Annotated in this window: 24 protein-coding genes; 10 read left to right on the plus strand and 14 right to left on the minus strand. The window is 70.0% G+C overall.

All coding sequences use genetic code 11. From position 1 onward, the window contains the following. Nucleotides 1-63: 63 nt before the first annotated feature. The 7 genes from sufB to QE392_RS10710 all read left to right on the plus strand — a co-directional run bounded on the left by sufB (nucleotide 64) and on the right by QE392_RS10710 (nucleotide 6,507). Nucleotides 64-1,482 (plus strand): Fe-S cluster assembly protein SufB, encoded by a 1,419-nt coding sequence (gene sufB / locus QE392_RS10680; protein WP_058233263.1) that lies wholly within the window; start codon nucleotides 64-66, stop codon nucleotides 1,480-1,482. After that, nucleotides 1,483-2,676: a Fe-S cluster assembly protein SufD gene (gene sufD, locus QE392_RS10685; RefSeq protein WP_307451485.1), complete on the plus strand. Its 1,194-nt coding sequence runs from the start codon at nucleotides 1,483-1,485 to the stop codon at nucleotides 2,674-2,676. Then, complete coding sequence (locus tag QE392_RS10690; protein ID WP_307451488.1) at nucleotides 2,673-3,002, plus strand: non-heme iron oxygenase ferredoxin subunit; 330 nt, start codon at nucleotides 2,673-2,675, stop codon at nucleotides 3,000-3,002. Before sufD ends, QE392_RS10690 begins: the two co-directional genes overlap by 4 nt. Before the next feature lie 40 nt (nucleotides 3,003-3,042). Beyond that, entirely contained in the window at nucleotides 3,043-3,813 is a 771-nt protein-coding gene (sufC, locus tag QE392_RS10695; RefSeq protein WP_307451489.1) for a Fe-S cluster assembly ATPase SufC, read from the plus strand. Nucleotides 3,814-3,822: 9 nt separating this feature from the next. Further along, nucleotides 3,823-4,152 (plus strand): metal-sulfur cluster assembly factor, encoded by a 330-nt coding sequence (locus QE392_RS10700; protein WP_013586729.1) that lies wholly within the window; start codon nucleotides 3,823-3,825, stop codon nucleotides 4,150-4,152. A gap of 186 nt (nucleotides 4,153-4,338) precedes the next feature. Beyond that, entirely contained in the window at nucleotides 4,339-5,562 is a 1,224-nt protein-coding gene (locus QE392_RS10705) for a MalY/PatB family protein (RefSeq protein WP_307451492.1), read from the plus strand. Between the two features lie 15 nt (nucleotides 5,563-5,577). Beyond that, nucleotides 5,578-6,507 (plus strand): siderophore-interacting protein, encoded by a 930-nt coding sequence (locus QE392_RS10710; protein ID WP_307451495.1) that lies wholly within the window; start codon nucleotides 5,578-5,580, stop codon nucleotides 6,505-6,507. A 269-nt stretch (nucleotides 6,508-6,776) separates the two neighbouring features. Here QE392_RS10710 and QE392_RS10715 read toward each other — a convergent pair whose 3' ends face one another. From QE392_RS10715 to QE392_RS10730, 4 genes are read right to left on the minus strand one after another with little or no spacing between them, the layout of a single operon-like run. Next, nucleotides 6,777-7,613, minus strand: a complete 837-nt coding sequence (locus tag QE392_RS10715; protein ID WP_307451497.1) for an ABC transporter ATP-binding protein — start codon at nucleotides 7,611-7,613, stop codon at nucleotides 6,777-6,779. Further along, complete coding sequence (locus QE392_RS10720; protein ID WP_307451499.1) at nucleotides 7,610-8,671, minus strand: FecCD family ABC transporter permease; 1,062 nt, start codon at nucleotides 8,669-8,671, stop codon at nucleotides 7,610-7,612. The genes QE392_RS10715 and QE392_RS10720 overlap by 4 nt, the downstream gene beginning before the upstream one ends. Continuing rightward, nucleotides 8,668-9,714, minus strand: a complete 1,047-nt coding sequence (locus QE392_RS10725) for a FecCD family ABC transporter permease (RefSeq protein WP_307451501.1) — start codon at nucleotides 9,712-9,714, stop codon at nucleotides 8,668-8,670. Before QE392_RS10725 ends, QE392_RS10720 begins: the two co-directional genes overlap by 4 nt. A 25-nt stretch (nucleotides 9,715-9,739) precedes the next feature. Next, entirely contained in the window at nucleotides 9,740-10,777 is a 1,038-nt protein-coding gene (locus tag QE392_RS10730; protein WP_307451503.1) for an iron-siderophore ABC transporter substrate-binding protein, read from the minus strand. A 227-nt stretch (nucleotides 10,778-11,004) separates the two neighbouring features. Between QE392_RS10730 and QE392_RS10735 the strand changes: the two genes are divergently transcribed. Then, the gene (locus tag QE392_RS10735; RefSeq protein ID WP_307451505.1) at nucleotides 11,005-12,603 is read left to right on the plus strand and encodes an ABC-F family ATP-binding cassette domain-containing protein; all 1,599 of its coding nucleotides are present in this window, start codon (nucleotides 11,005-11,007) and stop codon (nucleotides 12,601-12,603) included. An 11-nt stretch (nucleotides 12,604-12,614) separates the two neighbouring features. On the opposite strand, the gene menC is transcribed toward QE392_RS10735, so the two are convergent. The 5 genes from menC to QE392_RS10760 are packed head-to-tail and all read right to left on the minus strand — an operon-like array spanning nucleotide 12,615 to nucleotide 17,389. Continuing rightward, on the minus strand, nucleotides 12,615-13,748 hold the full coding sequence (gene menC, locus QE392_RS10740) for an o-succinylbenzoate synthase (RefSeq protein ID WP_307451508.1): 1,134 nt from the start codon (nucleotides 13,746-13,748) through the stop codon (nucleotides 12,615-12,617). Nucleotides 13,749-13,798: 50 nt separating this feature from the next. Further along, nucleotides 13,799-14,608, minus strand: coding sequence for a hypothetical protein (locus QE392_RS10745; protein WP_307451511.1), 810 nt, complete (start codon nucleotides 14,606-14,608; stop codon nucleotides 13,799-13,801). Continuing rightward, nucleotides 14,605-15,375: an amino acid ABC transporter ATP-binding protein gene (locus tag QE392_RS10750; RefSeq protein ID WP_307451514.1), complete on the minus strand. Its 771-nt coding sequence runs from the start codon at nucleotides 15,373-15,375 to the stop codon at nucleotides 14,605-14,607. Before QE392_RS10750 ends, QE392_RS10745 begins: the two co-directional genes overlap by 4 nt. Next, nucleotides 15,372-16,451 (minus strand): amino acid ABC transporter permease, encoded by a 1,080-nt coding sequence (locus QE392_RS10755; RefSeq protein ID WP_307451516.1) that lies wholly within the window; start codon nucleotides 16,449-16,451, stop codon nucleotides 15,372-15,374. Before QE392_RS10755 ends, QE392_RS10750 begins: the two co-directional genes overlap by 4 nt. Beyond that, complete coding sequence (locus QE392_RS10760) at nucleotides 16,448-17,389, minus strand: ABC transporter substrate-binding protein (protein ID WP_307451519.1); 942 nt, start codon at nucleotides 17,387-17,389, stop codon at nucleotides 16,448-16,450. Before QE392_RS10760 ends, QE392_RS10755 begins: the two co-directional genes overlap by 4 nt. A gap of 59 nt (nucleotides 17,390-17,448) precedes the next feature. On the opposite strand from QE392_RS10760, the gene QE392_RS10765 reads away from it, so the two are divergent. Beyond that, nucleotides 17,449-19,050, plus strand: coding sequence for a PucR family transcriptional regulator (locus QE392_RS10765; protein ID WP_307451521.1), 1,602 nt, complete (start codon nucleotides 17,449-17,451; stop codon nucleotides 19,048-19,050). A 50-nt stretch (nucleotides 19,051-19,100) separates the two neighbouring features. Here the strand turns inward: QE392_RS10765 and QE392_RS10770 are convergent, their stop codons facing one another. The 3 genes from QE392_RS10770 to QE392_RS10780 form a co-directional block, all read right to left on the minus strand. Then, nucleotides 19,101-19,955: an SURF1 family cytochrome oxidase biogenesis protein gene (locus QE392_RS10770; protein ID WP_307454121.1), complete on the minus strand. Its 855-nt coding sequence runs from the start codon at nucleotides 19,953-19,955 to the stop codon at nucleotides 19,101-19,103. A gap of 132 nt (nucleotides 19,956-20,087) precedes the next feature. After that, on the minus strand, nucleotides 20,088-20,294 hold the full coding sequence (locus QE392_RS10775) for a hypothetical protein (protein ID WP_307451523.1): 207 nt from the start codon (nucleotides 20,292-20,294) through the stop codon (nucleotides 20,088-20,090). Then, nucleotides 20,291-20,659 (minus strand): DUF3099 domain-containing protein, encoded by a 369-nt coding sequence (locus QE392_RS10780; RefSeq protein WP_307451525.1) that lies wholly within the window; start codon nucleotides 20,657-20,659, stop codon nucleotides 20,291-20,293. The genes QE392_RS10775 and QE392_RS10780 overlap by 4 nt, the downstream gene beginning before the upstream one ends. A gap of 289 nt (nucleotides 20,660-20,948) precedes the next feature. Here QE392_RS10780 and fabG point away from each other — a divergent pair, with 289 nt between their 5' ends. Continuing rightward, a complete protein-coding gene (gene fabG, locus QE392_RS10785; RefSeq protein ID WP_307451528.1) occupies nucleotides 20,949-21,659 on the plus strand; it encodes a 3-oxoacyl-ACP reductase FabG in 711 nt (236 codons plus the stop codon). Between the two features lie 242 nt (nucleotides 21,660-21,901). On the opposite strand, the gene QE392_RS10790 is transcribed toward fabG, so the two are convergent. Continuing rightward, nucleotides 21,902-22,579 carry an alpha/beta fold hydrolase gene (locus QE392_RS10790; RefSeq protein ID WP_307451530.1) on the minus strand — a complete coding sequence of 226 codons (678 nt, stop codon included), beginning with the start codon at nucleotides 22,577-22,579 and terminating at the stop codon, nucleotides 21,902-21,904. Nucleotides 22,580-22,679: 100 nt separating this feature from the next. After that, nucleotides 22,680-23,321 carry a phosphoserine phosphatase SerB gene (serB, locus tag QE392_RS10795; protein ID WP_307451532.1) on the minus strand — a complete coding sequence of 214 codons (642 nt, stop codon included), beginning with the start codon at nucleotides 23,319-23,321 and terminating at the stop codon, nucleotides 22,680-22,682. Between the last annotated feature and the right edge of the window lie 30 nt (nucleotides 23,322-23,351).

A 23,351-nucleotide genomic window follows, 5' to 3' on the forward strand; every position in this document is an offset into this window, starting at 1 on the left:
GACCGGAGTCCGGAATGCCGGGGCGGATGACACCGTTGAGGCCCGAGAAGGAGAGTGATCACCATGTCCGATGTACTCATCGACCGACCTGAGCTCGAAAGCCTGGGGCAATACGAGTTCGGCTGGCACGACACCGATGCCGCCGGCGCGATCGCGCAGCGCGGGATCAACGAGGACGTCGTGCGCGGCATCTCCTCACTGAAGTCCGAACCGGAATGGATGCTGAAGACCCGTCTGAAGGGGTACCAGCTCTTCGGTCGCAAGCCCATGCCCACGTGGGGTGCCGACCTGTCGGAGATCGACTTCGACAACATCAAGTACTTCGTGCGCTCGACGGAGAAGCAGGCGCAGACCTGGGAAGACCTTCCCGAGGAGATCCGCAACACGTACGAGAAGCTCGGCATCCCCGAGGCGGAGCGTCAGCGCCTGGTCGCCGGTGTGGCCGCGCAGTACGAGTCCGAGGTGGTCTACCACCAGATCCGCGAGGACCTCGAGCAGCAGGGTGTCATCTTCATGGACACCGACACGGCGTTGCGCGAGCACCCCGAGTTCTTCGAGGAGTACTTCGGCACCGTGATCCCCGCCGGCGACAACAAGTTCGCCGCGCTGAACACGGCGGTCTGGTCGGGCGGCTCTTTCGTCTACGTCCCGAAGGGCGTGCACGTCGAGATCCCGCTGCAGGCGTACTTCCGCATCAACACCGAGAACATGGGGCAGTTCGAGCGGACGCTGATCATCGCGGACGAAGACAGCTACGTGCACTACATCGAGGGGTGCACCGCTCCCATCTACAAGAGCGACTCGCTGCACTCGGCCGTCGTCGAGATCATCGTGAAGAAGAACGCCCGCGTTCGCTACACGACGATCCAGAACTGGTCGAACAACGTCTACAACCTGGTGACCAAGCGCGCCGTCGCCCACGAGGGCGCCACCATGGAATGGGTCGACGGCAACATCGGCTCCAAGGTGACGATGAAGTACCCCTCCATCTACCTCATGGGTGAGCACGCGAAGGGCGAGACCCTGTCGGTCGCCTTCGCCGGGCCCGGTCAGCACCAGGACGCCGGCGCCAAGATGATCCACATGGCGCCGTACACGCAGTCGTCGATCGTGTCGAAGTCGATCGCCCGTGGCGGCGGTCGCGCCGGCTACCGCGGTGAAGTGCGGGTGGATGCCAATGCGCACCACTCCGCCAACACGGTGCGCTGCGACGCGCTGCTGGTCGACACCATCTCGCGCAGTGACACGTATCCCGCCATCGACATCCGCGTCGACGACGTGCAGCTCGGCCACGAGGCCACCGTCTCGAAGGTCAGCGAGGAGCAGTTGTTCTACCTGCAGTCCCGCGGCCTCCCCGAAGACGAGGCCATGGCCATGATCGTGCGCGGGTTCATCGAGCCCATCGCGCGTGAGCTGCCCATGGAGTACGCGCTTGAGTTGAACAAGCTCATCGAGATGGGCATGGAAGGATCCGTCGGTTAAATGACGACAGCGACCCAGACCCCCGCGGCCCCCGCGGAGGGTCATATCGACCCGGCCGCCCTCGTGGCATCCGTCGTTCCCGTGCAGACGCGCTCGGAGCGGGCGACCTCGTTCGATCCGGCCGACTTCGGCGTGCCCACGGGCCGTGAAGTGAACTGGAAGCTCACTCCGATCGACCGCCTCGCGCCTCTTTTCGTCGACGAAGCCGGTCCGACCGGCGTCGTGGGCGTCGACGTGCAGGCGCCGGCTGCGGTCGAGCAGCTGCGTCTCGCGGCGGGCGATGCCCCTCGCGGTGAGCACTTCCGTCCCGAAGACGTCACCGCCGCCCTCGCGTGGAAGCACGAGACCGAGGCGCCGCTGCTGCGCATCCCCGCGAACGTCGAGTTGGACGAGCCGATCGTCGTGCGCCTGACCGGCACCGGCGGCCTCGCGCACGCCCACGTCGTCATCGAGGCGCAGGCCCACTCGCGCGGCACCGTCGTGCTGCGACACGAGGGCACGGCGCAGCACGCCCAGAACGTCGAGATCCTCGTGCGCGACGGCGCCGACCTCACCGTGGTGTCGGTGCAGAAGTGGGACGACGACGCGGTGCACGCTGCGGCCCACCAGGCGCGTGTCGACCGCGACGCCAAGCTCACGCACGTCGTGGTCAGCTTCGGTGGCGGGGTCGTGCGCGTCAACCCGTCGGTCGAGCTGGCCGGTGCCGGTTCCGAGGGGCGCCTCTACGGGCTGTCGTTCTCGGACGCCGGTCAGCATCTGGAGTCGCAGGTCTACCTGCACCACAAGGGGCCGCACACCGTCGGCGACGTGCTCTACAAGGGCGCGCTGCAGGGCGCGAGCGCACGCAGCGTCTGGATCGGCGACGTGCTCATCGGACCGGATGCCACGGGCACCGACTCCTACGAGGCCAACCGCAACCTCGTGCTCACCGACGGCGCGCGCGCCGACTCGATCCCGAACCTCGAGATCGAGACCGGCGACATCCAGGGCGCGGGCCACGCCAGCGCCACCGGACGTTTCGACGACGAGCAGCTGTTCTACCTGCAGGCCCGCGGGATCGCCGAAGACGAGGCGCGACGCCTGGTCGTGCTCGGCTTCCTCAGCGAGATCGTGCAGCGCATCGGCATCCCCGAGCTCGAGACCGAGCTCACCGAGGCGATCGAGCGCGAGCTGGCCGAAGGGGCTGCCGCGTGAGCGCCACGCGCGCCTGCGCGCTGAGCGACCTCGTGCAAGACGAAGCGCACCGCGTCGAGATCGACGGTGTCGCCATCGCCGTCGTGCTCGACGGCAACGGCGACGTGCACGCCATCGGCGATGTCTGCACCCACGGCGACATCTCGCTGTCGGACGGTTTCGTCGAGGGCGAGACACTGGAGTGCTGGGCGCACGGCTCGGCGTTCTCGCTCACGACGGGCCGCCCCCTGAATCTCCCGGCGTTCGAGCCGGTGCCCGTGTACGAGGTCGTGATCGACGGGGACGACGTTCTCATCGACCCCTCCGTCACCAAGGCGACGGCCTGAGCCTCGCCTACGACCCCCAGACTTACGAGTAAGGAACATCATGTCTGTCCTCGAGATCCGCGACCTCCACGTGACGGTCGAGACGGAGAACGGTACGACCCCGATCCTCAACGGTGTCACGCTGACGCTGCGCACCGGTGAGACCCACGCCATCATGGGCCCCAACGGCTCCGGCAAGTCGACCCTGGCGTACACCATCGCCGGTCACCCCAAGTACACCGTCACGAGCGGATCCATCACGCTCGACGGTGAGGACGTGCTCGAGATGAGCGTCGACGAGCGTGCGCGCGCCGGTCTCTTCCTCGCGATGCAGTACCCGGTCGAGATCCCCGGCGTGACCGTCACCAACTTCCTCCGCACCGCCAAGACGGCCATCGACGGCGAGGCGCCGGCGATCCGCACCTGGACCAAGGACGTCAAGGGCGCGATGCAGAACCTGCGCATGGACGCGAAGTTCGCGCAGCGCAACGTCAACGAGGGCTTCTCCGGCGGCGAGAAGAAGCGCCACGAGATCCTTCAGCTCGAGCTGCTGAAGCCGAAGATCGCCGTCCTCGACGAGACCGATTCCGGTCTGGACGTCGACGCGCTGAAGATCGTGTCGGAGGGCGTCAACCGCGCCAAGGAGCAGACCGACCTCGGCGTCCTGCTCATCACGCACTACACCCGCATTCTGCGCTACATCCGGCCCGACTTCGTACACGTCGTCGTCAAGGGGAAGATCGTCGAAGAGGGCGGCCCCGAGCTCGCCGATCGTCTCGAGGAAGAGGGTTACGACCGTTTCCTCGAGGCCGGTACCCCGATCGACGCGTAAGATCGTTACATGACCGCAACCCTCGCGCCCGAGAAGTACGACGAGGTCACCGAGGCCCTGAAAGACGTCATGGACCCCGAACTGGGGATCAACGTCGTCGACCTGGGACTCATCTACGACCTCGCGTGGGATGACGAGAACGACGCGCTCGTCATCCACATGACCCTCACCTCGGCGGGATGCCCGCTGACCGACGTGCTCGAAGAGCAGACGGCGCAGGCCCTCGACAACGTCGTGGACCGTTTCCGCATCAACTGGGTGTGGATGCCGCCGTGGGGTCCCGAGCGGATCACCGACGACGGCCGCGACATGATGCGCGCCCTCGGTTTCGCGATCTGAGGCTGAGTCCCGACCGCAGCGGACGAGTGATGCGCGCCCTCGGTTTCGCGATCTGAGTCTCCCGCCGAACGCCCGTCCCTCCATGGGGCGGGCGTTCGCCTTTCCCGCGTGCGGGGGCCCGCGCTCGTGTTTCGCTGTCTGACGCCGTGATTCCGCGGCATCCGGAGCCCTCAATAGGCTGTGCGGATGAGCGTTCCTCCGTTGCAAGCCCTGCCGCTCGAGCTCCTGCGTCAGCGTTCGAGCACGAAGTGGCGCTCGTACGGCGACGACGTCATCCCGATGTTCGTGGCCGAGACGGATTTCGCCCTCGCGCCTGCGATCACCGCGGCGCTGCATCGGGCCGTCGAGATCGGCGACACCGGGTACACCCCGCCGCGGCCGGGCATCGACCTCGACTTCGCCGACTACGCCGAGCGCCGGTGGGGCTGGCGACCCGACACGGCACGCATCCGCTGGACGGGCGACGTGATGATGGGCGTCGTCGAGGTGCTGCGCGCGGTGACGGCCCCCGGCGATCGGGTGGTCGTGACGCCTCCCGTCTACCCGCCGTTCTACGACACGGTGGAGGAGGCCGGCGCCGTGGTCGAGCGGGTGCCGCTCGTCGACGACGGCGAGCGGTGGTCTCTCGATCTCGACGGCATCGAACGGGCGTTGGCCGATGGCGCGCGGTCGGTGTTGCTCTGCAACCCGCACAACCCGACCGGTACGGTGCACTCCCGGGAGTCGCTCGCCGCCCTCGCGCGCCTCGCGCACCGTTACGGTGCCACCGTCGTCAGCGACGAGATCCACGCGCCGCTGACGCACGCGCCCGCCGTGTTCACGCCGTTCCTGGATGCCGCGCCCGAGGCGGCGGCGGTCGGGTACACCGTGACGAGCGCGAGCAAGACCTACAACCTCGCGGGCCTGAAGTGCGCGGTGATCGTGACCGGCTCCGAAGAGACGGCCGCGGTGGTGCGGGCTCTGCCGTGGGAGGTCGAGTGGCGCGCCGGGCTGTTCGGCGTCATCGCCAACCGCGCAGCCTTCGCACCCGACAGCGACCAGTGGCTCGAGGCGCTGCTGGCGGCCCTCGATCACAACCGCCGGTTGCTGGCCGACCTGCTGGCCGAGCACCTGCCGCTGGCCCGGTACCGGATCCCGGATGCCGGGTTCCTCGCTTGGGTCGATGTCTCGGCCTACGGGTGGGGTGCCAATCCCGCGCCGTTCATCCGCCGCGAGGCAAAGGTCGCGCTGCACCACGGACCGCTCTTCGGGGAAGAGGGCGTGGGGCACGTGCGCATCAACGTCGGGTGCGACCCGGAGGTGCTGCGCGACGCGGTCGAGCGGATCGGTCGTCTGGCGGCCGCGGCCGGTGCGGACGCGGGCGGATCGTCCCTCGCCGGGACGTCGCTCGTGGCATCCGAAGATAGGTAAGGGTATCCTTATCGAGTGATCACCGCTACGCGCCCCGCCTACCGCCCGTACGTCGCGACGGTGAAGGCCGCGCAGCGGCTGTCGCCGCACTTCGTGCGCGTGACGTTCACGTCGCCCGACTTCGACGTCTTCGGCACCGATCGCCGGGATCAGCGCGTCAAGCTCGTGCTCCCCGGAGCTGACGGGCGCGTCTGCGACATCGGGCAGGACGATCCGGATGCCATCGCGAACGGCGAGTGGTACACCCGGTGGCGCGATCTGCCCGATGAGGAGCGGATGCCGTTCCGCACGTACACCGTGCGACGGATCGATCCCGGGGCGCTCGAGCTCGACATCGACTTCGTCGTGCACCATGACGCGGGTCCGGCGGGGTCATGGGCGGAGGCGGCGACGGTCGGCGACCAGCTCGTCGTGGTGGGCCCCGACGCCCGCAGCCCCGAGTCCGCGCAGGGCATCGATTTCCATCCCGGCACGGCGCGTCGGATCCTGCTCGCCGGCGACGAGACCGCGGCCCCGGCGATCTGCGCCGTGCTCGAGGGGCTGGAGCCCGGACTCGACGTCGATGCGTTCATCGAGGTGCCGACCGTCGACGACGCCCTGCCGGTGGGCAGCGGCGATGCGCGCGTGCACTGGTTGGCGCGCGGCGATCGCCCCCACGGCGAGGCCCTGATCGAGGCCATCGAGGGGTGGACGACGGCATCCTCAGACGTGCTGGCGCGCGCGGCGGCGCCGCGTCCGCAGGTGCTCGAAGACATCGACCTCGAGGTCGAGCTTCTGTGGGACAGCCCCGACGACGCCGAGGGCGAGTTCTACGCGTGGATCGCGGGGGAGTCCTCGACCGTCAAGCTGCTGCGTCGCATGCTCGTGTCGGGATGCGGCGTCGACCGCGGCCGCGTGGCGTTCATGGGGTACTGGCGCGCGGGTCAGGTCGAACGGACGGCCTGAGCTCGATCAACCCGTCCGGAACGAGACGAGGCTCGGGCTTCTTCTCGTCGGTCGAGCACCTTCGCTGAGCGCCCGCTCGGTAGGACTGCGCAGCGGAATGGTGCGTGTCTGCTCGACGGGCCCGCGCGGGCGCCACCGCGTGCGCCTCCTCGGAGAGGACGGGCGCGCGGAAAGCGCCTGCGGCTGTGCGGCGCAGCTGCCCCGGCGGGATCGTCTGTCCGGGCACGATGGGGCCGCTCATGCATGAGCGTTTGCGCGTGCGCGGCGGGTTACGCCCGCGAACCCGTGTGCGCCTGCTCGGGCTCCGCGACGGTGTGGTGCCGGCCGATGGGGATGACCATGGGACGCCCGGTCAGTGGATCCGGTACCACGCGGCTGTCGAGGCCGAAGACGCTTCGCACCGTCTCTTCGGTGAGGACCTCGGCGGGATCTCCCGCCGCGATCACCTCGCCTTGCGCCATGGCGACGAGGTGGTCGGCGTAGCGCGCCGCGAGGTTGAGGTCGTGCAGCACCATGGCGACCGTCGTGCCCCGCTCGCGGTTGAGGTCGGTCAGCAGGTCGAGCACGTCGATCTGGTGGCTGATGTCGAGGAACGTGGTGGGCTCGTCGAGCAGCAGCACGTCGGTCTCCTGCGCCAGAGCCATGGCGATCCACACGCGCTGGCGCTGCCCACCGCTCAGCTCGTCCACCGGACGATCGGCCAGGTGCGTGACGTCGGTCGCCTCGAGGGCTCGGGCGACGGCGGTGTCGTCGGCGCTCGTCCACCGCGACAGGGCACCCTGGTGGGGGTGTCGGCCCCGGCTGACGAGGTCGGAGACGGCGATGCCGTCGGGGGCGATCGGCGACTGCGGCAGCAGGCCGAGCACGCGTGCGACCTGCTTGGTCGGGAGGCGGTGGATGACTTTGCCGTCGAGCAGCACCTGACCGGACGACGGGGTGAGCAGTCGCGCCATCGCCTTCAGCAGCGTCGACTTGCCGCATGCGTTGGCGCCGACGATGGTGGTCACTCGGCCCGCGGGGATTCGCAGGTCGAGGGAATCGACGATGGTCCGGTCGCCGTAGCCGAGGGTGACGCCCTCGGCCGCCAGGGAGCGCTCGATGGTCATAGCGTGGTTCCTCCGGATCGACTGCTTCGCACGAGCAGGTAGATGAGATAGGGAGCGCCCAGCACGCCCGTGATGACGCCCACCGGCAGCCGTGTACCGAAGGCGAACTGGGCGCAGTAGTCGGCCACGAGCACCAGGAGTGCCCCCACGAGGCCCGCCGGCAGCACGGGGGAGCCGACCGGGCCGAGCAGGCGCACGGCGATGGGGCCGGCGAGGAACGACACGAACGCGATGGGGCCGGCGGCGGCCGTGCCGAAGGCGAGCAGACCGACGGCCGCGACGATCAGCAGCATCCGGCTGCGCTCGACGGGGAGGCCGACGGCCGCGGCCGTCTCGTCGCCCATGCGCAGGATCTCGAGACGTCGCGCGAGCACCAGGAGGACGGGTGCGAGCACGAACACGGCCCCTGCCACGGGCAGCGCGCGGTCCCAGGTGGCGTCGTTGAGGTTGCCGGTGATCCAGCGCATGGCGGCGGGGAGGTCCCATTCGGCCGCGCGTGAGATGACGTACGAGACGACGGCCTGGCACATGGCGGCGACGCCGATGCCCACGAGGATGAGCCGCGCCCCGGAGCCGCCCTTGCGGTAGGCGAGAAGGTAGATCGACAGGGCCACGGCGAGGGCGGCGGCCATCGCCATGACCGACACGGCGGTCTCGCCGACACCGAGCACGACGATGCCGATCACGGCGGCGGCGCTGGCGCCGGTGTTGATGCCGATGACGTCGGGGCTTGCGAGGGCATTGCGGAGCATCGACTGGAACACGACTCCGCCCATGCCGAAACACAGGCCGGTCAACAGGCCCGTGACGGCGCGCGGCAGGCGCAGCTCGCCGACGGTGAAGGACGCGCCGGGCACACGCTGACCGGTCAACACGCCCCAGACCTCGGCGGGGGAGTACGCGGTCTGACCGAGCATGAGCGAGAGGGCGAAGGCGATCACGACGGCCGCGGCCAGGATGCCGGTGACCACCGCCCACCGCGTGCGGCGGCGGCGGCGCCCTGCCCGCACGAGGGTCACGGCGTCGACCGCGGGTGCCGAGAGGACGTCGGTGCTCACAGGGCCCTCATCTTCTGGCGGCGCACGAGGGCGATGAAGAACGGCGCTCCGATCAGAGCGGTGACGATGCCGACCTCGATCTCTTCGGGACGTGCGATGACACGGCCCACGACGTCGGAGACCGTGAGCAGGATGGCGCCGCCGGCGGCGGACACGGGCAGGAGCCAGCGGTGATCGACGCCGACGATGAGCCGGCAGATGTGGGGGACGACGAGACCGACGAAACCGATCGGGCCGGCGACGGCGGTGGCCGCGCCGCACAGGATGACGGCTCCCGCGGATGCGGTCAGGCGTGCGGTGCGCACGCGGGCGCCCAGGCCCGCGGCGAGCTCGTCGCCGAGGGCGAGGGTGTTCAGCGCGGACGCGCTCAGCAGGCAGATCACGAATCCCACGACGAGGAAGGGGAGCACCTGACCGATCGTGTCGGGGGTCGCGCCTCCGACACCGCCCACCTGCCAGAACCGGAAGACGCTCATCACGTTGATCCGGGGCAGCAGGATGGCGCTGATGAGCGAGCTGAAGGCGACCGCGGTGACCGCGCCCGCCAGCGCGAGCCGCAGCGGGGTCGGGCCTCCGCGGCCGAGGGAACCGATCGCGTAGACGAAGACGGCTGCGGCGCCCGCACCGATCATGCCGGTCCAGATGTAGGCCGAGGCCGAGCTGAGGCCGAAGAACGCGATACCGGTGACGATCGCGAGCGACGCGCCGCCGTTGATACCGAGGATCTGCGGGTCGGCGAGCGGATTGCGGGTGGCTCCCTGCAGCACGGCTCCGGCGACCGCGAGGGCGGCGCCGACGAGCATGGCCAGGATCGTGCGCGGCACGCGCTTGCCGACCGCGGCCGCCGACGCGGTATCGGTCGACCCGGTCAGGCCCGCCCAGATGTCGGCGAACGCGACGTCGCGCGCGCCGAAGGTGACCGAGAGCACTCCGGCGAGAAGAAGGGCCGCCACGAGCACGACGAGCCAGAGCACGCGTCGCCGCCCCCGGGCACGCGAGCGCGTGACGCCGGGGGCGGTCGAGGCCGGAGCGAGAACGGTCATCGCACCGAGGAGTGCCGCTGCGGCATCAGGAGCCGGCCTTCTCCGAGGCGGCGCCGACCAGGTCGATGTACTCGTCGCCGTAGGAGGTGCCGATCGACAGCGGGCTGGGGTTGGCCGCTGCGGCGATGGTGGTGTCGTCGGTCAGGGTGGCGAAGGCCCCGGACTTGATGGCCGGGATGCGCGACCACAGCGGGTCGGCCTGCAGCTGAGCGAGCAGCTCGGGCGTGCCGTAGCCGACGATGACATCGACATCGGAGAAGGTCTCGATGTTCTCGGTGCTCTGCGTGAACCAGAAGGTCGCGGCATCCTTGCTGGACTCCTCGACGGCCGACGACGGGGTGAGCCCGAGCTCGGTGAGGTACGCCGCGCGCGGGTCGAGCGTCGAGTAGTAGCCCAGCGTGCTGAGGTCGGTCGGATCGAGGTAGGTGAACAGCGTCTTCTTACCCGCGAGGGCGGGGTACTTCGCGGACGCATCGGTGACGTGCTGCTCGAGGTCGGCGATGAGCTCCTCCGCCTGCTCCTCGCGGCCGAGGGCCTTGGCATCCGTCAGGGTCATCTCCTGCCACGAGGTGCCCCAGGCGACCTCGGGGAACGCCACGACGGGGGCGATCTTGCTGAGGGTGTCGTATTGCTCCTGCGTCATGCCGGAGTAGGCGCCCAGGATGACATCGGGCTGCGCGTCGGCGATGGCCTCGTAGTCGAAGCCGTCGGTCTCGTCCATGAGGGTCGGGGTTTCGGCGCCCAGCTCGTCAAGCTTGTCCTTGACCCAGGGGAGCAGGCCGTCGCCGTCCTCATCGCCCCAGGTGACCTTCGGCATGGCGACCGGCACGACGCCGAGGGCGAGGGCGGCCTCCTGGTTACCCCAGCTGACGGTGACGACGCGCTCGGGCTGGGCCTCGATGGTCGTCTCGCCGAAGGCGTGGTCGATCGTCACCGGGAAGGAGCCGCCGGCGGACTCGGTCGAGCCCTCCTCGGCGCCCGGTGCGGCGGAGGTGCCGGCGCAGCCGGTGAGGACGAGGGCGGAACCGGCGGCGAGGGCCGCCAGAGCGCGGAATCGGGACACGAAGAGCCTCCTGCGTGTTAGGTAAGGATAGGCTTAGTTTAGGTCAGTCATCGGGTGAGAAAGCAAACCCGGATGACGGGGACCCAGGTGATCGTCTCGGCGTCGAGGTAACGGCATCCGGGGTATTCGTCGACCCCGCTGTCGGTGGGCATGCAGATGCGCGTCTTATACTGGGTGGCTGGCCAATCTCTGGCCGTTCTCCATCCCCGACTGAACGGACGTTCGCTGTGCTCGCCGTGCACGACCTCGAGATCCGCGTGGGCGCCCGCGTGCTCATGTCCGACGTGGCGTTCCGCGTCTCCGACGGCGACAAGATCGGCCTCGTCGGGCGCAACGGTGCGGGCAAGACGACCCTGACCAAGGTGCTCGCCGGCGATCTGCTGCCCTCGAACGGCGGCGTCGACCGGTCGGGCGAGCTCGGCTACCTGCCGCAGGACCCGCGCTCGGGAGACCCCGAGATGCTCGCGCGCACGCGCATCCTCGACGCCCGCGGGCTCGGTTCGCTCGCCCTGGGCATGCACGAGGCGTCGCTGGCGATGGCCGACGACGACGCCGCGGTGGCGGCGAAGGCGATGAAGAAGTACGCCCGTCTCACCGAGCAGTTCGAGGCGGCCGGTGGGTACGCGGCCGAGGCCGAGGCGGCATCCATCGCCCACAACCTCTCCCTCCCCGACCGCATCCTCGATCAGCCGCTGAAGACCCTCTCGGGTGGACAGCGGCGCCGCATCGAGCTCGCGCGCATCCTCTTCTCCGACGCGCAGACGATGATCCTCGACGAGCCGACCAACCACCTCGACGCCGACAGCGTCGTGTGGCTGCGCGAGTTCCTCAAGGGCTACAAGGGCGGGCTCATCGTCATCTCGCACGATGTCGAGCTCGTCGGCGAGACGGTCAACCGGGTCTTCTACCTCGATGCCAACCGCCAGGTCATCGACGTCTACAACATGAACTGGAAGAACTACCTGCGCCAGCGGGTGGCCGACGAGGAGCGCCGCAAGAAGGAGCGCGCCAACGTCGAGAAGAAGGCCACCGCTCTGCAGCTGCAGGCCGCGCGCTTCGGCGCCAAGGCGTCGAAGGCCGCCGCGGCGCACCAGATGGTCGCCCGTGCCGAGAAGATGCTCTCGGGCCTGGATGACGTGCGTCAGGACGAGCGGGTCGCCAAGCTCCGCTTCCCCAAGCCCGCGCCGTGCGGCAAGACGCCCCTCATGGCATCCGGCCTGTCGAAGTCGTACGGGTCGCTGGAGATCTTCACCGACGTCGACCTCGCGATCGACCGCGGCTCGCGCGTCGTCATCCTGGGTCTGAACGGTGCGGGTAAGACGACGCTGCTGCGCATCCTCGCGGGCGTCGACAAGCCCGACACCGGTCAGCTCGAGCCCGGTCACGGCCTGAAGATCGGCTACTACGCGCAGGAGCACGAGAATCTCGACGTGCACCGCTCGGTGCTCGACAACATGATGTCGGCGGCGCCGCACATCACCGCCACCGAGGCACGCAAGGTGCTGGGCTCGTTCCTGTTTGTCGGCGACGACGTGCTCAAGCCCGCGGGTGTGCTCTCGGGCGGCGAGAAGACGCGTCTGTCGCTCGCGACGCTCGTGGTGTCGTCGGCCAACATGCTGCTGCTCGACGAGCCCACCAACAACCTCGACCCCGCCTCGCGCGAGGAGATCCTCGGCGCGCTGGCGCACTACGAGGGTGCCGTCGTGCTCGTCTCGCACGACGAGGGTGCTGTCGAGGCGCTGAACCCTGAGCGCGTGCTCATCCTCCCCGACGGCGTGGAAGACATCTGGGGCCGCGACTACGCGGACCTGATCACCCTGGCGTAGGGCGCCGGGCCTCAGCCCAGCGACACCCACTCGCGGTGTTCGGTGAACGCGCGGATCCGGTCGTCGTCCGGCTCCACGCCGAAGCCGGGTGACGTCGGGATCGCGATGAACCCCTCCTCGTCGAGCGTGATCGGGTCGGTGATGTCTTCTCGGTAGAAGCGGTCGGATGCCGAGATGTCGCCCGTGAGCGTGAAGCCGGGCAGGCCCGCCAGGGCGGCGTTCGCCGCTCGTCCGATGCCCGTCTCGAGCATCCCCCCGCACCACACGGGAACCCCGTGCGCTCGCGCGACGTCGTGCACGCGACGCGCCTCGACATAGCCGCCGACGCGGCCCGGCTTGACGTTGACGACCGAGGTGGCGCCGAGCGCGATGGCATCCGCCGCCGACTCGGCCGACACGATCGACTCATCCAGGCACACCGGGGTGCGCAGTTCGCGGGCCAGCACGGCGTGCTGGCGCAGATCCTCATCGCCGAGCGGCTGCTCGATCAGGAGCAGGTCGAAGGGGTCGAGTCGGCGCAGATGCGCGGCGTCACCCAATCGGTAGGCGGTGTTGGCGTCGACCTGGAGCGGAATGTCGCCGAAGCGTTCGCGGACGGCGCGGACGGGCTCGACGTCCCACCCCGGCTCGATCTTCAGCTTCACGCGCCGGTATCCCTGGGCGAGATACCCGTCGATCGCGGCGAGCAACGCGGGGATCGAGTCGTGGATGCCGACACTCACCCCCGACGGCACGCGATCGGCATCCACTCCCAGCCAAGATGCGAACGAGCGGCCGCTCGCGCGCAGTTGTGCGTCGATCACCGCCATCTCGACCGCGGCCTTGGCCATGCGGTTGCCGCGGACGTGCTCGAACAGCCCCGCGACGTTCTCGGCGGTGACCTCGTGCCCCTCGGTCTGCGCGGCCACGATGGCCGGGGCGAGTTCCGTGGCGATGACGTGGCGGGCGCCCTCGAGGAACTCGGACGAGTAGACCGGCCGGGGGAGCGCGACGCACTCGCCCCACCCGATGACGGTGCGGTCGCCGACGGCGGCTTCGACGCGGACGATCAGGGGGGTGCGTTCGGTCTGGACACCGAAGGACGTGCGGAAAGGGCTCACCAGCGGCAGGCGCAGGGTGAGCAGGTCGAGAGAAAGCAGGTGCATGGTCGTGGTGTCCTCGGGGAGGTGGTCGGTGGGGACGCGCGCGGGCGCGGTCAGTCTTTGCGCAGCACGTAGCCGGCGTTGCGCACGAAGCCGTCGATGCGCCACCCCTCGGAAAGGGCGCCGGCGAGCACCTCGCGCACGGCGAGACGCCATCGGTGGGCGCGGCGAGGGTCGATGACGCGGAGGCCCTCGATGTCGGCGGGCACGTGGACGATACGTTCGCCGCGGGACGGCAGCGCCGTCACGACGGGCAGACCGTCGGCATCGTCGAGGGCTGCGGGGGCGACGGTGTTCGCCGCGGGGGCCCGCGGCGCATCCAGCTCCCACCGCACCTCGAGTCGGTCGCTCGGCTCGCCGAGGTTCACGGCATCCTGCATCGGACCGTACAGGTCGGGCAGGTACGCGACGCCCTGCGCCCCCAGACGCGTGAGGTTGAAGTGGGCGTTGCGGCGCACCAGCGGGTCGAACGTCCAGGTGATGGCGGCGACTCCGCGCTCCAGAGCCCAGTCCCGCTGCTGCAGTTTCAGGGCGAGACCGATGCCGCGGCCCGAGGTGCCGGGGCGCGTCGCGGCAACGTGCGAATGCAGGCGCGTCGGATCATCGGCGTGCAGGAACCCGGCGCACACTCCCGCGATGCCGTCGGCGTCTTCGGCGATCGCGACGTGGTTGCCCGTGTGGGCCAGGGCGACGAGCAGCCCGACGCTCGCGATGCGGTTGTCGGGCCCCCACACGTCGTTGACGAGATGTATGGCGGCGCGGGCCCCCTCGGCATCCGTCACCGGTCGCACGCGCACGGCGGCGCGTTCCGCCGCCGAGGCGGCCGACGGGACGGATCCCGGGGCGACGACCTGGGCGGTCACAGCACGCTCTCGATGAAGGCGCGCGTGCGTTCGTGCTGCGGCGCGCCGATGACCTGGGCGGGCGCGCCCGCCTCGACCACGACACCGCCGTCCATGAAGACCACGGTGTCGGCGACCTCGCGGGCGAAGCCGATCTCGTGAGTGACGACGATCATGGTCATGCCGTCTTTCGCCAGGTCGCGCATGACGGCGAGCACGTCGCCGACGAGTTCGGGGTCGAGTGCCGAGGTCGGTTCGTCGAAGAGCATCAGCTGCGGGTGCATCGCCAGGGCCCGCGCGATGGCGACGCGCTGCTGCTGGCCGCCCGACAGCTGCGCGGGATAGTGCCCGGCGTAGTCGGCCAACCCCACCCGGTCGAGGAGCTCGCGCGCCTCGCCCTGGGCGATCGCACGACGGACCCCCGCCACGCGCTGGGGCGCTTCGATGATGTTCTCGAGGGCCGTCATGTGCGGGAACAGGTGGAAGCGCTGGAACACCATGCCGATGTTGCGCCGCTGCGCGGCGACTTCCCTCGGGCGCATCTCGCGCAGACCGCCGCGGTGCTCGCGGTAGCCGATCAGGTCGCCGTCGACGAGGATGCGCCCGCCGTCGATGGACTCCAGGTGGTTGATGCAGCGGAGGAACGTCGACTTCCCCGAGCCGGACGGGCCGAGCAGGCACGCGACGCTCCCGCGGTCGACGCGCAGGTCGATGCCGCGCAGGACGTGATGGGTGCCGAAGCTCTTGCGGACGTTGCGCGCGTCGACGAGGGGGACGGTGGCGGTCATGGGGTGTTCTCCTTCGTCGGATGCGGGGACGACGGGTCGGTCGGTGCGGCACCCGGCGACGGTGGCGTCAGGCGGATGGCCGCCGTCAGCGGCCCGGTGGTCGGGGGCACCTCGGTGCCGGCATCCATCCCGCGCGCACGTCGTGCGCGGGCCACGATGCGGTCGAAGAGCGCGAAGGCCTTCTGCCGGGGCGTCGGGGCGAGGGTGCGACCGACACCACGACCGAACCGCCGCTCGAGGTAGTACTGCGGGATCGACAGCACCGAGGTGAGGATGAGGTACCACACGGCGACGACCACGAGCAGCTCGACCTGACGCAGGTTCTGCGCCGAGATGTCGGTGGCACGGGTGTACAGCTCCTGCACCGCGATGAGTTCCAGCAGCGCGCTGTTCTTCAGCATCGAGATGGTCTCGTTGCCCATCGGCGGGATGATCACGCGCATCGCCTGGGGGAGGACGATGCGCCGGAGGGTGGTCGCCTCGCTCATGCCGAGCGACAGGGCGGCCTCGCGGTTGCCCTTGTCGACGGAGAGGAGACCTGCGCGGACGATCTCGGAGGCGTAGGCGGCCTCGTTGAGTCCGAGCGCGAGAACTCCGGCGATGAAGGGGGTGATGACGGTGCTCGTCGGGGCGGAGAAGAGCACCACGTCGGTGAACGGGATGCCGATCGTGACGTTCTCGAAGAGCAGTCCGAGGTATCCCCAGAACACGATCTGCACGAGCAGAGGCGTGCCGCGGAAGAACCAGGTGTACAGCCAGGAGAAGGTGCGCAGCACCGGATTCGTCGACAGGCGCGTGACGGCCAGGGCGACGGCCAGGATGATCGCCAGGAGCATCGAGACAGCGGTGATGACGACGGTGGTGACGACGCCCTCGAGGATGGGCTGCGCCAGCAGGTACTTCTCGATGACGTCGTGCTGGATGTTGTCGTTGTTCCAGACGGCGGCCGCGAACGCGGCGAAGACGAGGACGACGGCCGCCGCCGCGACCCAGCGCAGCGGATGCCGCACCGGGGTCGCGACGACGTCGTCGAGCGACGCGGCGCCGGGCGCCGCCGTCGTCGACGAGGGGGTCACTTGGTCGCGCCGTTGACGATGGCGCTGGGCACGCCGTAGTCGGACAGGTCGTACTTGGCGAGCAGCTCCGTGTAGGTTCCGTCGTCCATCACGGCCTGGAGGGCGGCCTCCAACGCCTTGGTCAGGTCGGCGTTCTCCTTCAGCACACCGATGCCGGTGTAGGCGACACCGTAACCGGAAGGGTTGGTCGGGTCGTGTACGACCTCGAAGTCGTTGCCGTCACCGCTGGTCTGGGCGGTGTGAGCGGCGGGCGCGGCATCGAAGACGTCGGCGACGGCCTGGCCCGACTTGACGGCGAGGATGGCGTCGTTCTCGGTGGGGAGTTCGATCGAGGTGATGCTTCCGCTCGCGCACTTGGTCGACTCGGATGCCACGAACTCGGCCTGGGTGGTGCCCTTCGCGACGGCGACGGACTTGCCGCACAGGTCGGCGAGAGAGGTGATCCCCTCGGGGTTTCCCTTCTCGACGAGGATGGCGAGTCCCGCTTGGAAGTAGTCGGTGAAATCGAGCACCTCCTCGCGCTTGGCGGTGTCGTTCATGCCGAACATGATGATGTCGTGCTTCTTCGACTGAAGTGACGGGATGATGCTGGTGAAGTCCTGCACCTCGAAGGTGAACGGCACGCCGAGCTCGGCGGAGAGGGCCTGACCGAGGTCGTAATCGAAGCCGCTCCATTCCCCGCTGTCGCTTCTCATGACCATCGGGGCGTAGATGCCGCTGGCGACGTTGATGCCGTCCTTGAAGGCGGCGGGGACGAGAGACGCCAGGGGGGCGTCGGCGTTCGTCGTCGAGGTGGTGGCCGCCGACTCCGGCGAGGCGGGGGAGCTGCACCCCGACAGGCTCAACAGCAGGACGGTGGCGGCGGCGGCGGTGGTCAGTGCGGTGCGGCGATGGAGGGACACGTGGTTCTCGCTCTCGTTCTTCGGGTGGCGGGACATTGTCCACGTTAGAAAGCAGTCATCATCCGGGTCTTATCCGATCGGACTACGATTCCGTCATGCCGTTGTCGGATCGTCTACCCGGGGGCCCGGGCCCGCAGGATCTCGCCGCGCTGCTGGGCCGCGTCGGATCCGCACTTCTTCGTCGCGTGGACACCCACGATCGGGACGGTCAGCCAAGCGCCGTCGACCGAGCGGTCGCCGCGCGGGTCGTCCTGCACGACCCGCGCGACCCGTTGCCCGACGTCGCGGGGGCGATCCTGCTGGTCCCTGCGGTGAGTGTCGACGACGACCTCGAACCGCTCCTCGCGCACGCGGCAGCCCGCGGGTGCCCGGCGGTGGGAGTGAAGTTGCGCGGCGGCGATCCCGAGGCGCTGACGGCGCGAGCGGCGGCGCACGGCGTCGCGCTGCTGGCGGTCGACGACGACGCCGCATGGGAGCACGTCGTCTCGGTGCTGGAGTCGGCGCTGGGCTCATCGGCCTCCGGCGACGATCAGCGAGGCGGCGATTCGCTGTTCGCCCTCGCCCACGCCGCCGCCGCGAGCATCGGCGGTGCGGTGTCGATCGAGGATCTCGACCGCAGCGTCGTGGCGTACTCCACGGTGGAAGGCCAGCGACTGGACCGCCTCCGCGAGGAAGGCATCCTCGGCAGGCGCGTCCCCGATGTGGCGCACAACCTCGAGCGCTACCGCGCCGTCTCCGCGTCGACGCGGGTCGAGCGTTTCCCGGCCGTGGACGACGCGCTGCCGCGAACGGCGTTGGCCATCCGGGCCGGATCGCGGGTACTCGGCTCCATCTGGGTGGTCGACCCGCCCGAAGGCGTCAGCGAGGCCGGTGAACGAACGCTCCGAGAGGCTGCGGGCCTGGCCGCCATGCATATGCTGCGTCGTCGCACGAGCGACGAGGTGCGCCTCCACCTGCGCGCTGAGATCGTGGGCGGAGCGCTCGAGGGACGCTGGTCGCCGCGCGAGACGCACCGGCGCCTCGCGCTCGCGCCGGGAGCGCGTCTCGGGCTGGTGGGGTTCGCCACGCTCGGGGCGGGTGCCGAATGGCTGACGATCCTGCCCTATCTGTCCCACGCGCTCTCGCGGTTCGTCGCCACGTTCCGCCCGGACGCCGGGGTCGTCGAGACCCCCTCCGCGGTGTACGTGCTGCTTCCCGACGGTGGCGGCAACGCCGCTCTCCGTCTGGCCCAGCAGGGCCTGGCGGCCCTCGCGCGAGGTTTCCGCGATCAAGCGTGTGCGGCCGTCGCGGGATCGCTGGGCGTCGAGGATCTCGTCGCCGCCCGCCGGGAGGTCGACGACATCCTGCGGGAGGTGCTGGCCGACGCGCTTCTGCCGCGTCTGTGCCGCCTCGACGACGTCCGCGAACGGGTGCTCGTCGCTCGGGTCAGTGATGAATTGTCGCGCGAGGAGAGGCTCCGCTCGAGCGGGGTGGCGGCTCTGCTGCGGAGCGACCGCGAGCAGCGCACGGAGTATCGCGCGTCGCTGCTGGCCTGGTTCGAGGAGCAGGCCGATGTGCGGGCGGCCGCGTCACGACTCGGCGTGCATCCCAACACCCTGAGGTATCGCGTGCGACGGGCGGCCGAGCAGTTCGATCTCCCGATCGATGACGGCCCCTCTCGTCTGGGCCTGTGGATGCAACTTCGCGCGGCCGAGTGACCGACGGGTGTGGGTCTGCCGGCCACGCCACCAGGCGGGCGCCGCGCCCCTCACCGCGCGTCGAGCAGGGCGTCTTCGTCGTCGGCGTCGCGGTCGCGCGGGCGCTTGCGCGCACGGTGCAGGGCGACCGGGTCGACGCGACGCGGCTCGGCCGACGTCTTCTCCTGCGCCGGAGCCGGCGTGTCGTCATCGTCGAGGTCGTCGGCGTCTTCCCGGCGCAGCCGGCGTTCATTGACGATCACGTACCCGATGAAGGCGAAGCCCATCACGGCGAAGAGGATCCACTGGATGGCGTACGACAGGTAGGGGCCCGGGTCGTTGCTGGGCGGATCGATCGGTTGCGGTGCGGTCGCGGGTGCGGGCGTCTCCGCCATGAGCAGGCCGTAGGCGCCCGGCTCGATGGGGCCGGTCTGTTCTGCCACCAGGCCGAGGTTGATGGTCGGGACCTGCCCCGCTGCGGCGGAGCGGCCTGAAGACGGGGCGGCCTCCTCGGGCCGCAGTCGCACCTCGACCACCACCTCGCCCGTCGGCGGTGCGGGGATCAGGTCGGGCAGGGACTGCCGGTCGCCCGGGGCGAGCCAGCCGCGGTCGACGAGGAACACGCGCCCGTCGGTGAGCTCGAACGGCACGAGTTGCTCGTAGGCCGCGGATCCGCCGTGAGCGCGGTTGCGCACGAGCAGCTGCTCGTCGGAAAGGTAGCGGCCTTCGAGTCGCACCGGGCGCCATTCGTCGGCGGGGTTCAACGGTGCTCCGGGTGCCAACAGGTCTCCGAGGGGCACGGGGATGGCGTCGTAATTCGCCTCGACGAGCTGCAGCTGCTCGCTGCGCTCGGCGTTTCGCGAGAACTGCCAGTGCGAGAGGAACGCGCAGGCGATCGCGAAAAGGATCGCCACGCCGATGTACATCGCCCAGCGCGCGGCGGCCGGGGTTTCGCGTGCGCTCAGGGACGGTCTGGCGTCGACGCGCGCTCCGCGATCGCTCACGTCGTGTGTTTTCGCCACGTCTTCCAGGGTACGTCGGTCAGGCCGTGGGCGCGCTCATGCCGGATCGGCCGCGAGCGACCCGACCTCGACGGGGAAGTCACGCGCCGTCAGGAACTCACGGAGGTAGACGACGTGCTCGTCGCACGCGACCCACGTCTTGAGGCGATCGACGGCGTGAATACGCGGGTTGCGCCACCGCAGGGTCCAGACGGCCTTCTCACGGCATCCCGCTCGTGAGCACTCGGTCTGTTCCGGAGTCACGCGTCGTTCTCGCGCGGCGGATCGATGCGGGGCGTCTCGGCGATGCGGATGACGACGGGGGCATCGGATGCCGTCGGCGCGGTCGGTGCGGGACGCGGTGCCTCGATGGCGCGATCGGGGTCTATCCGCGTGGTCTCAGCGGCATCCTGGCCCACGTTGGCCACGATGACCGCGACGTAGGGCAGGAAGATGGCGCCCGCGGCGAAGACGAAGGTGTACCAGCCGTAGGGCTGGACCACGGCCATGGCGATGAAGCACGCGATGCGGATCCCCATCATCAGCATGTACTTCGCGAAACGACCGTCGGCGTCCTCCCGGGGAGCGGTGGGGAGCGACGTCGCAGACTGGGCGCGGTTTGTCTTCACAGTGGTCTCAGGGTACGCCCGTCTCGATGGGGTACGGCGCGTTCCGGCGGCCGTCTTCTCGACGTCATGACAAGCGGCCCGGTCGCCGCGCTGCGGGTGCCGTTCGAGGGCGACACCCCCAGCGATCGTGAGGTGAGCAGGCGCCGTGGCGCAGGTCCGATCCGCCGGCGGTGCGATGATGCTCCGTCACCGGTTCAGTGGGACGTGTCTCCGGCTGGGCGGGGCGGTCGCAGTGCGGTCTCTCGCTAGGCTGGGCCGGTTACGTCCCCGCACGCACAGGAGTGTCACCATGTCCCAGGACCGCGTCGTCGTCGTCACCGGAGGAAACCGGGGCATCGGTCGTGCCATCGCCGAGCGTTTCGTCGCCGAGGGGTGGAAGGTCGCCGTCACCGCCCGCTCGGGTGAGGGGCCCGAGGGAACGCTGACCGTTCGCGCCGACGTCACGGATGCGGCCGCCGTCGACGCCGCTTTCTCGCAGGTCGAGGCCGAACTCGGTCCGATCGCCGTGGTCGTCGCCAACGCCGGTGTGACCAAGGACACGCTGCTCCTGCGCATGAGCGAAGACGACTTCGACAGCGTCGTCAACACCAACCTCGGCGGTGCGTTCCGCGTCGTCAAGCGCGCGTCGAAGGGCATGCTCAAGGCGCGGTGGGGCCGCGTCATCCTCATCTCCAGCGTCGTGGGGCTCTACGGCTCGGCCGGGCAGGTCAACTACGCCGCCTCCAAGAGCGCACTCGTCGGCTTCGCCCGTTCCCTGACGCGCGAGCTCGGCGGTCGCGGAATCACCGCGAACGTCGTGGCTCCCGGCTTCATCGAGACCGACATGACCGCCGAACTGCCCGCCGACACGCAGGCCGAGTACAAGAAGAACATCCCGGCCGGGCGCTTCGCCTCGCCCGATGAGGTCGCCGGCGTCGTGACATGGCTGGCCGGCGACGGCGCGGCCTACATCTCCGGCGCCGTCATCCCGGTCGACGGCGGTCTCGGTATGGGGCACTGACCCACCTCGCGTCGTCGCCGTGAGGGCGCGCTGCCCGGGGTGGTCGCCGCGAGGGGGCGCCCGGACCGACGCCGTCACCGTTCGGGGCGTTCGTCGGGTCGTCGCCGCGAGGGTACGCTGCGAGGGCGCCGTCGCCGCGAGCGTCCTTCGTCGTGCGTTGCATCCGGCCGGTCCCCCGCGCGGCGCGCGGCACTCGATTCTCGTCGAGCGACCCGCGTTTCCCGTCGCGCGGCGCGCGCCGTTCATCTCACCGCCGCGACCAGCTTCTCCGAGAACTCAACGGGCTGCGAGAACTGCGGCCAATGGCCCGAGCCCAGGTGAACCACCTCGACGTCGTCGAGGCGACCGAATTCGGCGGCGTAGGCGCCCCAATCGGCCAGCACGCGCGGCAGGGACTCGGCATCGAGCTGACCGGACAGGATCGTCACCGGAATCGCGAAGCGTCGATCGTCGCCGAGCGTGACCGGTGAGGTGGGCACCCGGCCCGGGACGTCGACCACCTGCTTCGCGGTCCGGCGGCGGGTCTCGTCGTCGATGTCGGCGACGTCGTCGGCGTCGAAGGAGTCCCACCCCGGGAAGTGCACGACACCGTCGTCGACGGGGAACTCGGAGATCATCGCGCCGGGGTGCGGCACGATCGTGTCGACCAGGATGACGCGCGCGACGCTGTCGGGTCTGCGGTCGGCCGCGCCCCAGGCGACGTTGCCGCCGCCCGAATGCCCGACGAGGACGACCGGGTGGTCGAATCGGTCGATCTCGGACACGACCGCGTCGACCCAGTCGTCGATCACGAGGTCGCCGACGGCCGGCCCGGGCAGGCTCAGCGGGTGCGGTCGGTGCCCCGCCGCTTCGAGGGCGGGGATGACGTCGTCCCACGACGACGCGGTGAGCCAGAGACCCGGTATGAGGATGATGTCCATGCCGGGATGGTAGAGCGGGGTTCCGACATCGGGAAGCGGGGTGTGGGACGGGTCCGGGGCGCTGCGACGGGTCCGGGGCGTCGGTTCCGGGCGGATCGGGTCAGCGCGGGAGCAGCGGGATGACCTCGGCCAGGTCGACGGCGTCGATCACGAGGTCGGCACGCTCCCGCACCGCGGGCTTGGCGTTGAAGGCCAGACCGAGGCCGGCGACCGCCATCATCTCGAGGTCGTTCGCACCGTCGCCGATCGCGAAGGTGAGGGCGAGGGGCACGCCGTGATCGGCCGCCCAGGTGCGGAGCGTCTCGGCCTTCGCCGTGGCATCCACGATGTCCCCCTCAACTTCGCCGGTGAGGGAGCCGTCGGCGGCCGCGAGGCGATTGGCGCGCCAGACGTCGACGCCGAGATCGGGAGCGACGGTGTCGAGCACCTCGTGGAATCCGCCCGAGACGACGCCGACGCGCCCGCCGCGTTCGTGCACGGCCGCGACGAGCTCGCGCACGCCGGGGGTGGGCTCGATCCGCGCGATGGCCCGCGCGAATGCGTCGGTCGAGACACCCTCCAGGGCCCGTACACGCGAGCGCAGGCTCGTGGCGAAGTCGACCTCGCCGCGCATGGCGGCTTCGGTCGCGGCCGCCACCTCGGCCCCGCGACCGGCTTCGTCGGCGAGGAGTTCGATGACCTCGTTGCGGATCAGGGTGGAGTCGGCGTCGAGCACGACGAGGAAACGAGCAGGCGCAGGCACGCGCTCGACCCTAGCGGTTCGCGCGGTGGC

This window comes from Microbacterium proteolyticum (assembly GCF_030818075.1).
Taxonomy (GTDB): Bacteria; Actinomycetota; Actinomycetes; order Actinomycetales; family Microbacteriaceae; genus Microbacterium; species Microbacterium proteolyticum_A.